The organism is Alkalicoccus chagannorensis DSM 18086, from assembly GCF_000429725.1.
GTDB classification, from domain to species: Bacteria; Bacillota; Bacilli; order Bacillales; family Salisediminibacteriaceae; genus Alkalicoccus; species Alkalicoccus chagannorensis.
The window spans coordinates 17239-34172 of record NZ_AUCK01000005.1 but is presented as its reverse complement, the minus strand read 5'-3'; the positions used below and the strand labels follow the sequence as shown (position 1 = coordinate 34172).

At 52.0% G+C, this 16934-nt stretch carries 14 protein-coding genes; all 14 read right to left on the bottom strand.

Annotated elements, in window-relative coordinates:
* Positions 1 to 393: 393 nt before the first annotated feature.
* The 14 genes from G477_RS0103720 to ligA all read right to left on the bottom strand — a co-directional run bounded on the left by G477_RS0103720 (position 394) and on the right by ligA (position 16930).
* The gene (locus G477_RS0103720) at positions 394 to 1155 is read right to left on the bottom strand and encodes a methyl-accepting chemotaxis protein (RefSeq protein WP_026696809.1); all 762 of its coding nucleotides are present in this window, start codon (positions 1153 to 1155) and stop codon (positions 394 to 396) included.
* A gap of 4 nt (positions 1156 to 1159) precedes the next feature.
* Entirely contained in the window at positions 1160 to 2218 is a 1059-nt protein-coding gene (locus G477_RS0103715; RefSeq protein WP_170203826.1) for a DUF3179 domain-containing protein, read from the bottom strand.
* Positions 2219 to 2370: 152 nt separating this feature from the next.
* Entirely contained in the window at positions 2371 to 3147 is a 777-nt protein-coding gene (locus tag G477_RS0103710) for a hypothetical protein (protein ID WP_035211135.1), read from the bottom strand.
* A complete protein-coding gene (locus tag G477_RS0103700) occupies positions 3144 to 4259 on the bottom strand; it encodes an NAD(P)-binding domain-containing protein (RefSeq protein ID WP_026696806.1) in 1116 nt (371 codons plus the stop codon). The genes G477_RS0103710 and G477_RS0103700 overlap by 4 nt, the downstream gene beginning before the upstream one ends.
* Positions 4198 to 5238 (bottom strand): prolipoprotein diacylglyceryl transferase, encoded by a 1041-nt coding sequence (locus G477_RS0103695; RefSeq protein ID WP_026696805.1) that lies wholly within the window; start codon positions 5236 to 5238, stop codon positions 4198 to 4200. The genes G477_RS0103700 and G477_RS0103695 overlap by 62 nt, the downstream gene beginning before the upstream one ends.
* 355 nt (positions 5239 to 5593) lie before the next feature.
* Positions 5594 to 5758: a hypothetical protein gene (locus G477_RS0103690; protein WP_156897278.1), complete on the bottom strand. Its 165-nt coding sequence runs from the start codon at positions 5756 to 5758 to the stop codon at positions 5594 to 5596.
* A 209-nt stretch (positions 5759 to 5967) separates the two neighbouring features.
* The gene (gene gatB, locus G477_RS0103685) at positions 5968 to 7401 is read right to left on the bottom strand and encodes an Asp-tRNA(Asn)/Glu-tRNA(Gln) amidotransferase subunit GatB (RefSeq protein WP_026696803.1); all 1434 of its coding nucleotides are present in this window, start codon (positions 7399 to 7401) and stop codon (positions 5968 to 5970) included.
* Positions 7398 to 8873, bottom strand: a complete 1476-nt coding sequence (gatA, locus tag G477_RS18580; protein ID WP_035211132.1) for an Asp-tRNA(Asn)/Glu-tRNA(Gln) amidotransferase subunit GatA — start codon at positions 8871 to 8873, stop codon at positions 7398 to 7400. Before gatA ends, gatB begins: the two co-directional genes overlap by 4 nt.
* 15 nt (positions 8874 to 8888) lie before the next feature.
* Positions 8889 to 9179, bottom strand: coding sequence for an Asp-tRNA(Asn)/Glu-tRNA(Gln) amidotransferase subunit GatC (gene gatC / locus G477_RS0103675; RefSeq protein WP_026696802.1), 291 nt, complete (start codon positions 9177 to 9179; stop codon positions 8889 to 8891).
* A 243-nt stretch (positions 9180 to 9422) separates the two neighbouring features.
* Positions 9423 to 10190, bottom strand: a complete 768-nt coding sequence (istB, locus tag G477_RS0103670) for an IS21-like element helper ATPase IstB (RefSeq protein WP_026696801.1) — start codon at positions 10188 to 10190, stop codon at positions 9423 to 9425.
* Positions 10187 to 11749: an IS21 family transposase gene (istA, locus tag G477_RS0103665; RefSeq protein ID WP_026696800.1), complete on the bottom strand. Its 1563-nt coding sequence runs from the start codon at positions 11747 to 11749 to the stop codon at positions 10187 to 10189. Before istA ends, istB begins: the two co-directional genes overlap by 4 nt.
* Before the next feature lie 373 nt (positions 11750 to 12122).
* A complete protein-coding gene (locus tag G477_RS20425) occupies positions 12123 to 13223 on the bottom strand; it encodes an S-layer homology domain-containing protein (protein WP_051287643.1) in 1101 nt (366 codons plus the stop codon).
* A 230-nt stretch (positions 13224 to 13453) separates the two neighbouring features.
* Positions 13454 to 14689 (bottom strand): CamS family sex pheromone protein, encoded by a 1236-nt coding sequence (locus tag G477_RS0103655; RefSeq protein WP_026696799.1) that lies wholly within the window; start codon positions 14687 to 14689, stop codon positions 13454 to 13456.
* Between the two features lie 246 nt (positions 14690 to 14935).
* Positions 14936 to 16930, bottom strand: coding sequence for an NAD-dependent DNA ligase LigA (gene ligA, locus G477_RS0103645; RefSeq protein WP_026696798.1), 1995 nt, complete (start codon positions 16928 to 16930; stop codon positions 14936 to 14938).
* Positions 16931 to 16934 lie beyond the last annotated feature (4 nt).

Genomic DNA, 16934 nt, shown 5'->3' with positions numbered 1-16934 from the left:
AAGAATCACCTTTCTTCGTTACGTTTTCTCACAATAGTCCTTAGTGTAACGAAGCGCGCCCGCCTCTGTAAAGCCGACCCTCGCTCTACAGAATGGCGCAGCCGTGTCTCCGGGGATAAGACGGAAAGGATAGCTTCTCGTAACAGCCATATGCGTGAAAAACAAACGCTTTCAATAATTTCCGCTGGAACGTGAAGGGCATGTTTCGGAGCCAATGCAAGTGCTTATCTGGAGTACGGCTTTGCTCATCTTTTTTTCGTATCTGCTCTTAATTCAAGACAAAAGCTCCTGTTTTTTTCTGCTGCATGGACGTTTCCACGCACAGCAGCAGCCGCCTGCATGTCGTACGGACGGCCGTTCAAGTGGAGGGCCCTTCTCCGGAGAATCTGCTTATCATTCCTCCGGTCGTGGTGGTGCTGCTGCCTTATGTTCACGCAGTACTGTATGCAGTCCTTGTTCAATGATGACTCGATTCGATGCAATCGGATCACTCAACTTTCGTCCTGCTTCAGCGGCATGCTGCATGTCCACTGTCTGTTGAAGCAGCGTGTCTTTCGTCAGCTGCACCGATTGGACTTGCGTCTCCACCTCATCGAAAGACGCTTTCGTTTCCCGGATTCGCTCTGCTGCCTCTTCAGCTGAAAGAGCAACATCCTCGGAGACCTGCTTCGCACCGCCGGAATGCTCTTTCATATCAGCGATGAATGTCCTGGCCTTCGTGGTTGAAGCCTTGCTCTGATCCGATAGCCGGCGGACTTCGCCTGCAACAACAGCAAATCCTTTACCCGCTTCTCCTGCTCTGGCAGCTTCAATGCTCGCATTCAACGCAAGCAGATTCGTCTGGGACGAGATCGTATCAAGATCCTGATTAATCGTGCTGAGGGCCTCTGCGGATGCATCCAGCGCCTCCATGGTTTCTTGAAGCTGAGACAGCTGCTCCTGCAAGGTCTCCATCACGTTCATCGACGCTTTCATCATCTTGACACCCTGCTGCATGAATGATGCTGCCGATGTCGTCTGGTGACTGATCATCCTGCTTGTCTCCCCGAGCTGATCGGAGCCTGTCAGCAGACCTTCCTGAAGCTGAATCCACTGTTCCATCAGCTTCTTCTGCCTTTCCATTACTTGTTTTGCTTCTTGTGCTGCTTGATTCATCCTGTCACTCCCCTGAAACCATTCTCGTATCCGGCCGGTACGTAGACCAGGCAAACCAGAATGTGTCTACTTGAAACGGAACTGCTTCCAACTGTATTCCCTCCAGCTCTCCGGCGGCTGCACGCCCGCTCCAGGACCACGCTGATCCTGTCTGTTCATCCACGATCACCCCATCTTCCAGATGGAACGTAAGCGGTCCTTCTTCTGTGTCCCGGAAGAAAGCAGAGACCGATCCAATATCTCTTCCACCTGCAACACTGTCATCATCCAGCCCTGAAGCTGTACCTTTCTCATGAATCAAGATGACGTCTCTACCGCCTACAGTATCCTGTATCAACCGGTTCTCCTCCAGGTCCTCCTGCAGATAGCCGGCCGCTTCTCCCTCTATCTCCAGCGCTGTCAACCGCTGCATCGGAGGGTACTGCCCATCCGTTTCCTGCGAAAATAAAAACGGGGATTCGTCGATATCATCATAGCCTGCGTAAGGATTGGCACCATAATCGCGGCTGTAGCCAGTATCACGGGAGAGTACTTCGCCATCAGGCGCCTCTGCCGCGAACTGTTCCCACGAAATAATCGAACTGGGGATAATCGTTAAGTCGGTTCCGGTCATGGGACCGGAAAGTGCACCCCCGCCGAAATGGGCCCACAGCGAGTGGGTTTGACGATCGTACATCATCAGCGCTCCACCATGCAGGTAGCCGGTTGTCCCGAAGGTCATCGTCTCCCCGCCGGCCTCCCTTTTGAACGTAAACGAAGAATTACAGAGCGGGCAGTAGGTGACCGCTGCAGGGACTCCGTCTATTACATCGTTGACAATTTCGTGCCACATGAGGACCTGTAGAGGATACGCTTTGGCCGTCTCCTCCCCTTTCACAAACACCACTGGCTCCTGGGGCTCCAGCCATGCAGAAGCTTCCTCGACACGCTCAAACTGAGGATGATCGATGGACGGAATCCCATCCGGAGGCGGACCGCCGAATTCGATCATAGATGCATCTTCCTCTTCCATCTCCTCGAGTCGTTCATCTAAAACGACCGTTCCCAGCGGCTCTCCCTGCATATCTCCATCTGCGCCATTCCTTTCCTCTGCTTCAGGTTCTGTTGAACAAGATGCAACGATCAATATCAGGAGCAGCAAAATGATGGATAATTTCATGGTAATCGGCAGTGAGCAGACGCCCCCTGCCTGCCTCCTCTCAGTCTCTTTCAGCCTCAACCGAGCAGACGTGGGTGGGTCAGCCAGCAGACAGCCGTGCTGGATGTCCGGGCCTGTTCCCATGTATGAATGGCCGGAGCTGTATGAATCGGGTCAAGCTGGAGATGATATCGTTCTTCCCATCTGGCTGCAGCTGCTTCCGCCCCTGGAACAGGGGTGAGCAGACGGACGCCTGCCTCCCGGCGGAAGCGCCGCTTCAGTGGTCCACGGGACAGGGGAGCCCCTGTACAAACAGCCGTGAAAACATGCGATTGCGGCGCTTCGCGCAGCAGCCCTTGAAGCATTTGGCCCGAGGCAGAGGGAAGGACATGCTCTACAGGGCTTGTCTGAACTGGAAGCTGCTGCAGGCAGGATTCCATCATCTCCGTCGTGCCGTCCTCTTCCTTCGTCGTTCCTCCTATGCCGAGCACCGCTGTGTTTGATTTGGCGGATTCGATTTTCAGGCGAAGCAGCTGCCTCCAGGTGTCGTCTTGCAGAACGCGGATCGCCGGGTGATCCTTGTACCGCTTTTGGTTGTCTTGCTGATAAGGTCCTGCGTCTATCTTCCGTTCCAGAAAAACCCATTCCTTGATGTGGGGGAATTCTTCCGACAACGCTGCGAGAACAATAAACGTGTGGGAACCTGGGTCGGACATTGCTATCACCCTTGTTGCATGCGGATGCTGCTGCAAAAAACGACGGAAACGAAGTACTTTATTTCCTCCGGCCGGCTGCAGCAGGTCCGTTCTGACGACAAATAGATCGGACTCCAGCTGCTGGACAGTCACCGTCATGAGAGGACCGAACCGAGGCGGCTCGTAACATGACGGGATCCCATCATGAACCGCTGGGCCGGTCCGTAAAATGGTTCCGTGATACCACCGGCAAAGTAGAGGCCGCTGACACTGGATTCAAAATCAAAGTTGATTTCCGGTATACCGCCTTCGGTTTTGATCTGCCCGCGAAGGAAAGGATCGACAAATCGAAGGTGATCAACGTCATAGGTATAGCCTGTTGCTGCGATGATCTGATCGAACTCCTGCCGCAGCAGGTGGGAGTAAACTCCGCTGCTTCTCTCCTCCAGCTTCAGTTCCTCGGCATCTGCGCAGATCATCGTGACGTTCTCTTTTTCCATTACAGGCTGCATATCCGGCGTGATCGTCGTTTCGACAAATTGTCTGCCCAGCTGCTTTTTCAGCCGGGATGGCAGAAAGTAAAAGTAAGGCGAGAGGAGAAGGATGAGTTTGAATATCGGCTTCGGAAGGTTGATCGGCTCTGAATAAAACGTAGGTGTTCGTTTCATCATCCAGGTCACTTCGTTATGGTCCGACAACTCATCCACTGCTTCTGCTGCAGACTGCCCTCCCCCGATGACCAGCAGCTTCTTTCCATTGCTGCCGCTGTAGCTTGCTGTTTCCCACCCATGCTGCACGCGGGTATATCCTTCAAGGGCCGCGGGCACTTGCTTGTGCGGCTCGATGCCGCTGGCGAGAACCACTTCTTCCGAATGGATGATACTTCCATCCTCCAGTCGGCTGATGTAATAACCATTTTCTTTTTTCAACGTTTCTACCTTTTGGTTTTCGATTGAAAACGGGAGCGTTTTGAGCACGTGGCGCAGATAATCTCGGAAGAGATCAGAAGGCAGACGGTCTTTGATGACTTGCTCCGCGTCGTCGGGCCTCACTTTCCGTATATAGGCAGTAAGATCAAATACGCCTCTTCGTGTATAAATCTCACTAGTATGACGATCGGACCGGATCGCCATCGACGGCATCGTATGGTTCATCCATAAATCAAACGGCTTCCCAGCAATCTCAAAAGGGACACCGCGGTCCCACAAATCATAAGCGAGACTTATCCCATACGGTCCTGCTCCGATGATCATGACCTTCGTTTGTTTCATCATTGTTACTCCTTTCTGTAAACGGTATTTGGCCGAGGTGTTTTCCGTGAATGCCGTAGCCGGCTGCCACCAGCATGCCCGTCAGCACCAGCATGATCAGAATCGATGGATGCTGAAGATAAAACAACGGCATCGACGTCATGGAAATGCCGGTCTCCGGCAAGCGGTAAAACGTGCTGTCTACGACTGGTCCGAGAACCGCCATCAACATGGATGCTCCGACGGAAAAAAGGGCGAAGCGGTACGTAATCCAGTTACGCTTTCCGTGTATATAAATATCATAACGGAAATACTCAAAAACAAAACGCGAAATGCCATGGTACAAAAGAAAAGCGGCAGCGATACTACCCTGCGGAAGACCCATCGGCAGCAGCATGACAACGGCCGTAAAAGCTCCTGCGTTCATGGCTGCTTTATAGAGCTGGGCCGGATGAACTCGCACCCCCTTCAATTCCGGGTGCAGCCGCATGATTTTCGTCCCCGGATGATGATAAGCCAAGCCTAAACGGCTGTTGGTCACCTTGCCGAAACAGCATCCGTAGTTGAAACAACCGATTCTACCGAATATCTGCCCGAGAAGCGTGCCGAGAGCAAGCCCATCCCACACCATACTGACAGGTGCCCCAGCGGCAGAAGCAAAAACGAACGACCAGAGAAAAGCTCCGGCAATCCCCCCCTGCAGATAAAAGCACGTTTCTTTTAAATATCGGAGCGGGTTCTGCAGAAATTTTTTCCCGAGGGAAATCAAGTGCATCGCCCGTGCCCCGCACCAGACGAATACCGCTCCGAGCGGCAGCATCCAGAATACGGACGCTGACAGCGCGATCCCATGGGCGTACATGTAAAAGAGCAGGACCCCCGTGATGGCGGCTGCGTTCAATCCGGCGAATAGTCCAAATCCGACGAAGTGCATGTGCCGGCCCTGATAAATAATGGGGTGATTCTGCAGCCAGTTCAATGTTGTTGCGAGTCTGCCCATACCTTCGACTCCTTTCCTGTTCGTCTGTCTTCATTGTGCACAACACATTTGCCTGCGTCTGTAATGTGTCTTACAGTAAGGAACTTCCCTGGTGCATGCGGCAAGCGATCGGTGGACACTCAGCGCGGGTCATCGTCTTATTCTCTTCAACATCCCATGAACTTACAGTTACGAAAGCCCCCCGGCTGCTTCGGCAACGAGTGGGGATAAAGAGCTTGGTGGATAGATGATTTTTTGTTGTAGTTGTGGTAATGGATTTGGTGCGGAGCGGACGTTCACGGCGGCGGCTCGGAGGTTGAGCGGCCGGGAGCAGGCATGCAGCGAAGAATACCAGTCGCTGGACAGGAAAAGGCGGTCACATCGACACTTGGTGGTCATTGAGGAGGGCGAAGTGGACGTTCAGTGAAGCCCGGCGGTCACGCAGCAGCGCTTCGGTCCAGGCCGGCGACGTCTCCTCCAGAAACCCAGGCCGGCCCGCAGCCTCCCGTCCTACATGTGCTGCCTTTCTGACAATCAACAAAAGCGCGCAGCGCCTTTTGTTCGGAACGGCATGCGGCGTCGCTGCAGGTTTTGAAGGGAAGAACACGTGCTTCGTTCTTCCCTAGCAGCGCATGAAGCCGCCGTCACCCTTAATGAGAACGTATACATTCTTATCACCCAAAAAAACACCGCAGGAAGCAACATGCCTCCTGCGGTGCCAGATCCGATCGCATCCTCCTGGATGAACCTTTACCTTTTATCCAATTCTTCTTTCAACAGCTGATTGACCAGCTGCGGATTGGCCTTCCCTTTGGACGCTTTCATGACTTGACCGACAAGGAAGCCGATCGCTTTCTCTTTGCCGTTCTTATAGTCTTCGACAGACTGATCATTCTGGTCGAGTGCTTCGTTGACCATCTCCCGGACAGCCCCTTCATCACTGATCTGAACGAGGCCTTTCTCTTCTACGATCGTCTGGGGATCGCCGCCGTTCTCTACGAGTTCTTTGAATACCTTTTTCGCAATTTTCGAGCTGATCGTTCCTTTTTCAATGAGGGCAATCATCTCTGCCAGTGCTTTCGGCGTCAGCGGCAGTTCTTCCAGTTCCAGTCCTTCCTGATTCAGGTAACCGTTGACTTCTCCCATCAACCAGTTGGAGAGCTGTTTAGCGGGAGCGCCTTCCTGCAGCCCCTGTTCAAAGAAGTCACTCATGGCTTTCTGCTGAGTCAGGACGGCCGCGTCATAGGCAGGCAGGTCATACTCCTGGATATAACGTTCTTTTCTGGCGTCCGGCAGTTCCGGAATCGTGCCATACACGCGGTCTTTCCAATCCTGCTCAATGTACAGGTGGACAAGATCCGGGTCCGGGAAATACCGGTAATCGTCCGATCCTTCTTTGACCCGCATCAGTATCGTTTGTTTCTTCGCATCATCCCAGCGGCGGGTTTCCTGCAGGATTTCTCCGCCGTTGGTGAGCTCCTCTTCCTGGCGCTTCTCCTCATATTCAAGTCCTTTATGCACGTGGTTGAAGGAATTGAGGTTTTTCAACTCTGTCTTGGTACCGAATTCCTTCTGCCCCGTCGGCCGGATGGAAATGTTCGCATCACAGCGGAGGGATCCTTCTTCCATTTTGCAGTCGGATACTTCGGTGTACTGCATGATGGCCTTCAGTTTTTCCAGATACGCATACGCTTCTTCCGGTGTGCGGATATCTGGTTCTGACACGATTTCCACAAGCGGTGTTCCGACACGGTTGTAATCGACGAGGGAATGTCCCTGGCCTTCTACGTGGGTCAGCTTGCCGGCGTCTTCTTCCAAATGAAGACGGGTGATCCCGATGCGTTTTTTCTCCCCGTTGACTTCGATGTCAATCCAGCCGTTTTCTCCAATCGGCTGATCAAACTGCGAAATTTGATACGCCTTTGGATTATCCGGATAGAAGTAGTTTTTCCGGTCAAACTTCGTTACGTCCGCCACCTCACAGTTTAGCGCCATCGACGCTTTCATCGCGAAGTCCACTGCCTGACGGTTCAGTACAGGCAGGACACCGGGATGACCGAGACAAATCGGACATGTCTGCGTATTTGGCGGTGCACCAAACTCGGTGGAGCAGCTGCAGAAGATTTTCGTGTTGGTCTTCAGTTCTACGTGTACTTCCAGTCCTATGACCGTTTCATAACTCATGACTGCGCGCCTCCCTTCACTTCCGGCAGCGCTGCAATGCCGACTGCCTGTTCGTATGCATATGCCGCACGATAAACCGTAGCCTCCTCAAAATGTCGGCCGATGATCTGGAGTCCGACCGGCATCCCTTCATCGAATCCACACGGCACGCTGATCGCAGGGACACCTGCCAGGTTCATCGGAATCGTCAGGATATCGTTGGCATACATCGTCAGCGGGTCATCAATGTTCTCCCCGATCTTGAACGCCGTCGTCGGTGCCGTCGGACCAATGATGACGTCATACTGGAGGAAAAGATCCTCAAAATCCTGCTTGATGAGCGTACGGACCTGCTGCGCTTTTTTATAGTAAGCATCATAGTACCCGGAGCTCAAGGCAAACGTACCGAGCATAATCCGACGCTTCACTTCGTCGCCGAAGCCTTCACTGCGGGATTTTAAATACGTATCCAGCAGGTTATCTGCATCCCGGCGCACGCCGTAGCGGATACCGTCAAAGCGGGCCAGATTGGCAGACGCTTCAGACGAAGCAATCACGTAGTAGGAGGCAAGGGCGTATTTTGAGTGAGGCAGCGACACTTCCTCTACTTTTGCTCCGAGGTCTTTCAGCGTATCGAGTGCTTCGCGGACTCGGTCGCGCACCCCCTGGCTGACTCCTTCTCCGAGGTATTCTTTCGGCACGCCGATTTTCATATCTTTTAGATCGCCTGTGAGCGCTGCAAGGTAATCGGGCACTTCCACGTTGGCACTCGTCGAATCCCGCTCGTCATGACCTGCCAGGCGCTGCATCACATAGGCATTGTCCTCCACTGAACGGGTCAGTGGACCGATTTGATCCAGAGATGAAGCAAACGCAACGAGGCCGAAGCGGGAGACCCGCCCGTATGTCGGTTTCAGGCCGACAACACCGCAGTAGGCGGCCGGTTCACGGATAGACCCGCCGGTATCAGAACCGAGCGTGAACGGTACTTCGCCCGCAGCAACAGCTGCTGCCGAGCCACCGCTGGATCCACCCGGAACATGGTCTGTATTCCAAGGGTTGCGCACCGGATAGAAGCCGGAGTTCTCGTTGGAAGAGCCCATCGCGAATTCATCCATGTTCAGTTTGCCGACCGTGACCGCGCCGGCGTCACGCAGGCTTTCTACGACGGTAGCATCATGGACAGGTTCAAAGTTCTCCAGCAGCTTACTCGCGCAGGTCGTACGGAGTCCTTTCGTGACAATGTTGTCTTTGATTCCGACCGGCAGGCCAAAAAGAACCTCGTCGGCATCTGCTGTGCCGTCCTGGAGCTGCTGATCCAGCTCTGCAGCCCTGGCAAGCGCTTTTTCTTCATCGGTACGCAGGAAGGCACCGACCGTTCCATCGACTTCCTTGATGCGGTCCAGTGCCTGTCTGACGAGCGCCTCCACCGTGATTTCATTGTTATGTAGCATGGTGTGCAGCTCTTTTAACGAGTGTGTAAAAGCTCCCATATCCGGTTGACCTCCTTATTCCAGTACCGATGGCACTTTGATTTGACCTTCATCATCGTCCGGCGAGTTTTTCAGTACATCGTCTCTGTCCAGCGATGGTTTCACGACATCGTCCCGGAGCACGTTTCGTACATCGAGTACGTGCGAGGTCGGCTCGACATTCGTTGTATCCAGTTCATTAAGCTGCTGCGCAGCTTTAATCACGTCATCCAGCTGTTCACCGAAGTGAGCAATTTCTTCTTCTTTCAGTTCCAGACGGGCCAGATCGGCCACGTGACGGATCTGTTCCTTCGAAATCCGTTCCATGTTGTTCCCTCCTTATGCTGATCATGCAATAGTACGATGATATCAAAGAACCACCCCTGTGACAACGTTAAGCCCCGGAGCAGAGAGGCTTGATGCGCAATCAGAGAACCTGCAGCCACAGCTCGTTCTCTCGGCGAGCCTCACATAGTACTAGCAGCTTCTTCTGTTCCCGGGAGACCGCTCCGCCTCGCCCCCTTGGACGAAAAGTGTAACCGTCAAGTAAAATTGAACAGTTTTCGATAATTAATTCTGGACACTTTCCTCCTTAAATATCGTGGTACGATGTTTCATACGATAACTGTCGTTCATTTCAAAATGAACGACCTCCGCTCTGTGGACCAAACGGTCCAGAATAGCTGTTGTGATTCCATGATCCCCTAAAAGCTCTCCCCACTCATGAGGAGCTTTGTTTGAGGTTAAAATAACGGAAGCTCGGTCATACAAGTCGTTTATTAAATGAAAGAAGAGATTGGCCTCTCGATAGTCCATAGCCATAAACATTAAGTCATCAATGATGACAAGGTTCGCTTCTCGGATGCGTTTCATTCGAAGTTGAGATTTCCTTGTTATTTCTTCAGTTTTCATCACGTGGACCAGTTCCCCCATCGAAATGAAAGCTACTTTATAACCTTGATGGATAGCTTCGACTCCGAGACCGGTAGCGAGTAACGTCTTCCCTGTCCCTGGTGCGCCCAGCAGGATCAGGTTGTATAATTGATCAATCCAGGTAAACTCCTTTAATTGACGTATCTGCTTCTCTGTGAGGGCCTCCTGCTCTTCGACTCGAAAATCTTGAAGCGTATTGGGCGTTGGAAAAGCTGCCCATTTCATCCTTCTTTCGATTAACTTCGTTCCTCTTCGGTTTTGTTCATGGTCCACGAGCTCTATCAGAAATTCAAGGTGCGTCCAATCGTTATGTTCCGCCCGTTGAAGATACTCTGGTAGAGCTGAAGCAGTTTCGGAAAGCTGTAAAGAACGCAGTTCTTTTTGGATTCTTTCAAGTTCCTTCACTTTAGGTCCCCTCCTTGAAGAATGTTGAGGTAATCAGACACCTCCGCCTTAGCTGCTGTTGCTTTCATTGCTTCTGGTTCCTTATCATGAAGAGACTTGTATAACGGTGAATGTGAGGGCATTTCTTTCTTTTTAGAAGCATGGTTTAGGTGGTTCACGACATCTCGAAATTCGGCTGCACTGAAAAGCGCTTTGGTCACACAGATCCTAAGAGCTTCTTCCGCTTCCTCGGGATACGTCTGAACTAACTTTGTTATGGCCATCAATTGATCCCGCATATACCGCTGATGTCGGTGATATACTTCGTCGAGAAAAACCGCAGCCTGTTTTTTGTTCTTAAAAAGGGAAGCAGCCGTCTCCATGAACGTGGCAATATGACTGGAGCGATCACGAGTATGCTTGCTGCTTTGGATCAGTTTTCCTTTTTGAGAAGAGATGTCATGCTTCGCTATCACTTCTCCATCGGGAGTTCCTTTTAAAATCAACTGTTGATCGGCTATTACCTCTAAGTAGATCTGCTTTCCTTGTTCATAGGTACCGTAAGGAAGAGAATATCGATTTCCCTTGTACATGATTGTATTGTCCTTTCGGACACTTCTTGCTATACTTGCGCTATTGGTAAAATCCAAGTCTTTCTTGGTGACCGGCTGTAAGTGTTGTTTCTCCAGAGCGAACACTTCAGCCGGTCTTTTTTTTATAGTATGGTGAATGTTTCCATTCCCAGTTCGCGAGAGCCATTTCGTGCACTGCTCGTTCCATTGCTCAATGGTGCTGAAACATCGTCCTCTGGCAAAATTCTTCTTCACAAAACCAACGACATTTTCTACCTTCCCTTTACTCTCTGGATCTGCTTTTCGACAGAGCCGGACTTGAAATCCTCTTTCCTGAATATACGCTTGAAACTCTGCTGTATAAATAATATCCCCCATATTCTCATTAACTACTAACAGAGCATCTTGGTCATAAACCATTTCTTGAGGTCTGCCTTCAAAAAAACGAAACGCTCGTTCATGAGATCGAATCACATCTTTTGTTGTAAACGGACGGTCCAGCCATTCGACATATTTATATCTGGAATGAGAAAGGACCATGGTGAGAAACCAAAGTTTCTGCGTTCCTCCCCGCTTCACCTTTTGATGGGTTTGACCGAAATCCACTTGAGCCTGTTGCCCCGGCGGAAGTTCTTCTACAGCTTGATATTGTCTTTTCTCCACTTTTTTTGGAAGATCATATTTATCACGAAGGTCTCTTACATAATTTCTAACAGTAGCCTCCCCGACCGAAAGGTTCGGGTATTTCTCCTTCAACCAGTCCTGCACCTGAGCAGAGGAGAGGTCCGGGTGTTCACTCAACCATGTCTGAATGACCATCTCATACGGATCCAGTCGTTTTATTCTCGTTCTCGTAGAAGCCATCCAAACAGCCATTTCCTCTGGTGATTTTGCTAAGTATTTGTACACGGTGGTTCGAGAAATTCCCAGCTTTCTTGCGATTCCACGAATTTTAAATCCCTGCTGCTTCAACTGATAAATGTCATGATACATCTGCCATTTCTCCACCTTTCACTGCCCCTTCCATCAACTCTTAAAAGATAAGTATATAAGAGAAGGGGATGATGATGTTGCGATGGGAGAAGTGTTCATTTTTATTTATCAAAAAGTGTCTATTTTAATTTATCAGTTACAAAAAGCCCGGTACAGCTGCTTCTAACCGGGTCCGAGGGCGTCCGTGCTGATTCGAGCGTGCTCTCTGCCTCCTTTTTCGCCTGCTGCGAGGAAGCCATGCCCTGTTGATATCGAAGGCCCTCACTACATGGTAGTGAGGGCCCGCTGCTTTTCTCCTTTTTTCGTGCCTCTTCACTGATGCAAAGGCTGCCATTCCGGTTTTTCCTGCATCCAAAGAGGGAGAACCGTTTTCATCCGGAGTCTTTACTTAAATGGTCCATTCATCGTTGATGACAGCTTCTACATACCATTCATCATCGATTTCCGTGACGACGAGACGAAGACTCTGCCACTCAAATCCTTCCTCATCTTCTGCTGGAATGTGGTATTCCACGACGTGGGAACCTGGATAAACGTCATCGGTATTATCGATAACGTTGCCCATACCAAGACGGGCATTCACGTTAACTTCCGCTTCTTCCAAGTAATCTCTGGCATAAACAAAGCGCTCATCATATTCCTGATACGTTTTCAGAATATCGTCGCCGGTGCCGTCAAAGTCTCCCCAGTCATACACGGTGTCGTCCGCCCAGAGGCCGGCTACTTCTTCAGAAGTAAAGCTCATGTCCTCATCGGATACGTTCGCATAAGGAGAAAACAGCAGTTCTTCGTCGACAAAGGAAGCAGCCTCTTCCATATCACCGTCGCGCAGGGCAGCCATGAACTCATCGGTTACGGCAATCAGTTCCTCTTCATTCTCTACTTCTTCTCCAGTGAAACGCTCAGGATGGATCGCTCGGGCAAGGAACGTCGAAAATTCGGCCCGCGTGGTTTCTGCACCGGGACGAAACGTGCCGTCCGGATACCCACGCGTGATGCCGTGGCCTGCGATCTTATAAATGGAGCTTTCGAACATATTCCCGTCGACATCAGAGAAACTGCCATCAAACGACGCCGGCATCAGGCCGAAACCTCGATCGATGACCGCGGCCATCTGTCCACGCTCCAACGGGTTATTCGGCTCAAAGTTGCTGCCGGTACCGCTCATCCAGCCTTCGTCAGCTGCTGTTAGAATTTCATAATACGCATAGTCGCCCTCTTCAACATCCCCGAATCCAGGATCCGGCCGGTTGTCTGTCTGAGGACCGAATGTCGAAACGAGCATGTCTGCCGTCTGAGCCCGCGTCACCGGCTCGTTCGGCCGGAACGTGCCGTCAGTGTGTCCTTCGATAATCCCCTGTCCGGTTAAGAAGTCAATCTCCTCGTTCGCCCAGTGATCGTCGCCGACGTCCTCGTAATCTGCTGAAACACCCGCTGCACCACCGAAAAACATCGCTGCAGCTGCCGTTCCTGCAAGTACATATTTCATCGGTTATGCCTCCCTCTGAATTTTCAGACTTATTTTTCTGTTACCCAGTGCGCACAATTGTAAACGTAAAATTTCCAATCCAATGGAAAGTCGGCGCTGAGTAGCTGCAGCATGTTACAGAGAGCACCTGATCTGCTTTCTTCCCGGGCAGCTTCCCATACCGCTTTTTCCACTGCAGTAAAGGAATCAAAGCGGAACCGGTGCTTCCAATGGTTCCGCTTCAAACACGGTTAGTAAATATGAACAAAGGGTTCCTGGTTGGGATGCTGGACAATCACGGCTTCGTTGCCTTCCACAGAGCTGATGGAGATATGCAGCGGAGCTCCTCCGGAAAAGGCTGCATCCTCGAGCTGTCCGCTGATGAACTGGGTCAGCGCAATGACTTCCGGCATTCCGTGCGACTGAATGTTAATTTCAACATCAAATTCGTGCAGTGAATTGTCTTTGTATCTGGCACGTCCAATGACTCCAAGTGGCTCGTCAAAGAAGTGCTCGACATCTTCACGGAAAGAGGTGAACTCATCTGCAAGCTGCGGCTGCTGGTCGCGCGCTTCACTGGACGGAAAGACGAGGTTGCTCTCGCTGATTCCTTCCCAGCCTTGAATGTTATTCTCGCCTTCTCCGACATGCGACATCATGCGGAAAGTCCCTGGTTCCACTGATCCCCTCGGCTCTTCACGGAAAATCGCAAAGGTGACAGGTACCTCTTCCAGCTCTTCGGTTCCGCGCAGCCGCTGCAGAATCGTACCTGCAGCATCCTGGGCGTATTCTAGAGCAAATTCTTCGTCTACCGGTTCTTCGTGGAAGTTCAGCAGGCCGTCTTCGGTTTCCGTCCGGAAATAATAAATGTTCCTCACCGACAGTCCAATGACCACACCGCCGAGTTCAACGCCTTCTTCTTCACTGCCGATATAGTAGTTATGTTCCTGAATATTCGAGAGAACGAGCGGATTCCCGCGCATGGCGTCTTCTTCACTTTCTGCGTCAGCCAGCGGTGGGTTCAGGCCCGCTGATTCCTCCACTTCCTGTTCAGGTGCCGTGCCGTCCTCTGCATCACCTTCGATTTCTTCGATATCTTCATCCTCCTGCGACGGCTCAAATCTGCGCAGCCAGCTGTTGAGGATTTCACCGGATAGATAATTCCCTTCCTGGAAGAAATAATCATCCGGGTCGAACCTTTCAGCAGCCGCTTCCATCATGCCGCGTTCAAAATGGTCAATGTCGATTCGATTGTTCATCGCATGAGCGGTACTTCCGCGTGCTTCACTCCGCTGATAGGTGCCATCTTCCAGCACATTACGGAAGTAGTTATCCGGCGAACTGATCGTCGGTGTGCTGACAAGCTCCTCCGCCTCTTCATCTTCTGTTTCTTCGACAACGAGCACATTTTCTTCGTCATCTTCTGTATTCGTACACCCGCTCAATACGAGCAGGGCTGTGCCGGCGGCAATCCAGTATTTAATCATGTTCGTCCTCCCTGAAAAACTGATCCATCTTCTCGTATTTTCTCACATACCGCCCTATTCTGCCAGCCTGTCCTTCGTCGGAGGAATCCAGACCACAAGCGCACAAGCCCCTTTCGGTCGAAAGGACATGGGGACGACGCCGTCATATGCTTGCTGTGCAGTATCTTCTTTTTTCACCCGCGCTAAAAGGAACCGTCCCATCAACTGGTAAGGACGGTTCCTGTGGTTTTCCTTAAACGTTTCCGCCTAGTCCAGCCGCGAAGTGAAGGCCTCTTCATCCCACACAGGGATCTCGAGTTCCTCCGCTTTCCGCTGCTTGGATCCGGCTTTCTCGCCGGCAATCACGACATCGGTCTTCGAGGTAACGCTGGAGGTCACTTTTCCCCCACGGGCTTCGATTTCTTTTTTGGCCTCACTGCGGCTCATGGCATCCATCGACCCTGTCAGCACGAACGTCTTTCCGCTGAATGCACTGTCTTCGTCGACTTCGGCGGCTTCTGTGCCGGCATAGCTCATATTCAGACCGAGGCTGCGGAGTTCATCGATCAGCTGCTGGACCGTCTCCTGTTGAAAATAGGTGACGACAGCATCAGCCATCTTCTCTCCAATATCATGAACCGCTGTCAGCTCATCCAGCTCCGCCTGCTGCAGACGTTCCATCGTTCGAAATTCTGCTGCAAGCGTCTCCGCTCCCTTTGAACCGACAAAGCGGATGCCGAGCCCGAACAGCAGCTTGTCGAGCGGATTTTCTTTCGAGACTTCTATGGCTTGAAGCAGGTTCTCTGTTGATTTCTCTCCCATCCGGTCCAGCTGCAGCAGGGATTCTTTTTCCAGCCGGTACAAATCAGCGACACTCCGGACGAGATCATGATCAAACAGCTGGGTGATGACTTTTTCGCCCAGCCCGTCAATGTTCATCGCATTACGCGAGACGAAGTGGATCAGTCCTTCCCGGATCTGGGCAGGGCAGAGCGGATTCACACAGCGGAGGGCGACTTCCCCCTCGATGCGCACGAGTTCCTCCCCGCATTCCGGACAGGTGTCCGGCATATGAAAATCGATTTCATCGCCGGTTCGTTCTTCTGTCAGAACCCGGACCACTTTCGGAATGATGTCCCCTGCTTTTTTAATAACGATGCGGTCCCCGATTTTCACATCTTGTTCGCGGATCAGATCTTCGTTATGCAGGGACGCCCGCTGTACTGTCGTCCCTGCCACCGGGACGGGATCGAGAATGGCTGTCGGGGTCACGGCGCCTGTTCTGCCGATACTCAGTTCAATATCGCGAAGCACCGTTGTCACTTCTTCTGCCGGAAACTTGTAAGCAGTTGCCCACCTTGGACTCTTGGCCGTATAACCAAGCTGCTCTTGTGCTTCCAGGTTATCCACTTTCACCACGACGCCGTCGATTTCGTACGGCAGTTCGCTCCGTTTGTCTTCCCAGGCTTCACAGACCGCTATCACTTCATCGATGGAGGCGGCCTGCTTCGTCTCTTTGTTCACGTGGAAGCCGAGCTCTGCGGCATAGGCAAGCGCTTCTGTGTGGGTATCCGGGCCGTCTTCTTCCAGCGAAGCAACGGCGTAAATGAAAATATTCAGATGCCGGTCTGCTGCAATTTTCGGATCGAGCTGCCGGAGAGAACCGGCTGCGGCGTTCCGCGGGTTGGCAAAGAGCGCCTCTCCTTGTGCCTCCCTCGCCTGATTCAGTCGTTCAAACGATGCTTTCGGCATGAAGGCTTCTCCCCGCACTTCGATCGTCACGGGCTTTTGCAGCTTCAGCGGAATCGAGGGGATCGTGCGCAGGTTGGCTGTAATATCCTCTCCGGTCGTCCCGTCGCCACGTGTAGCGCCCTGGACGAAGCGGCCGTTTTCGTATTTCAGCGTCACTGCCAGTCCATCGAATTTCAGCTCGCAGCTGTAGGACGCTTCTTCCCCGAGCCCTTCGCGGACGCGCCGGTCGAATTCCCGCAGCTCCTCCGCATTGAACGCGTTGGAAAGGGACATCATCGGGATCTCGTGCCGGACTTTTTTAAACTGATCCAGTGGTTCTCCGCCGACGCGTTCGGTCGGGGAGTCCTCCTGTTTGTATTCCGGATATGCTGCCTCGAGTTCCTGCAGTTCCCGCAGCTTCTTGTCATAAGCTGCGTCATCAATGACCGGTTCATCCAGGACATAGTACCGGTAGGCATGATCCTGCAGTTCTTTCGTCAGCGCATCAATCTGCTCTTTAGACACGTCCATCCAC

Excerpts from the sequence above, each read along its gene's own strand:
- gatB (WP_026696803.1), bottom strand. The coding sequence starts at position 7,401 with ATGAGTTATGAAACGGTCATAGGACTGGAAGTACACGTAGAACTGAAG.
- G477_RS0103720 (WP_026696809.1), bottom strand. The coding sequence starts at position 1,155 with ATGAATCAAGCAGCACAAGAAGCAAAACAAGTAATGGAAAGGCAGAAG.
- G477_RS0103655 (WP_026696799.1), bottom strand. The coding sequence starts at position 14,689 with ATGATTAAATACTGGATTGCCGCCGGCACAGCCCTGCTCGTATTGAGC.
- gatC (WP_026696802.1), bottom strand. The coding sequence starts at position 9,179 with ATGGAACGGATTTCGAAGGAACAGATCCGTCACGTGGCCGATCTGGCC.
- gatA (WP_035211132.1), bottom strand. The coding sequence starts at position 8,873 with ATGGGAGCTTTTACACACTCGTTAAAAGAGCTGCACACCATGCTACAT.
- G477_RS20425 (WP_051287643.1), bottom strand. The coding sequence starts at position 13,223 with ATGAAATATGTACTTGCAGGAACGGCAGCTGCAGCGATGTTTTTCGGT.
- ligA (WP_026696798.1), bottom strand. The coding sequence starts at position 16,930 with ATGGACGTGTCTAAAGAGCAGATTGATGCGCTGACGAAAGAACTGCAG.
- G477_RS0103715 (WP_170203826.1), bottom strand. The coding sequence starts at position 2,218 with ATGCAGGGAGAGCCGCTGGGAACGGTCGTTTTAGATGAACGACTCGAG.
- G477_RS0103695 (WP_026696805.1), bottom strand. The coding sequence starts at position 5,238 with ATGGGCAGACTCGCAACAACATTGAACTGGCTGCAGAATCACCCCATT.
- G477_RS0103710 (WP_035211135.1), bottom strand. The coding sequence starts at position 3,147 with ATGACGGTGACTGTCCAGCAGCTGGAGTCCGATCTATTTGTCGTCAGA.
- G477_RS0103700 (WP_026696806.1), bottom strand. The coding sequence starts at position 4,259 with ATGAAACAAACGAAGGTCATGATCATCGGAGCAGGACCGTATGGGATA.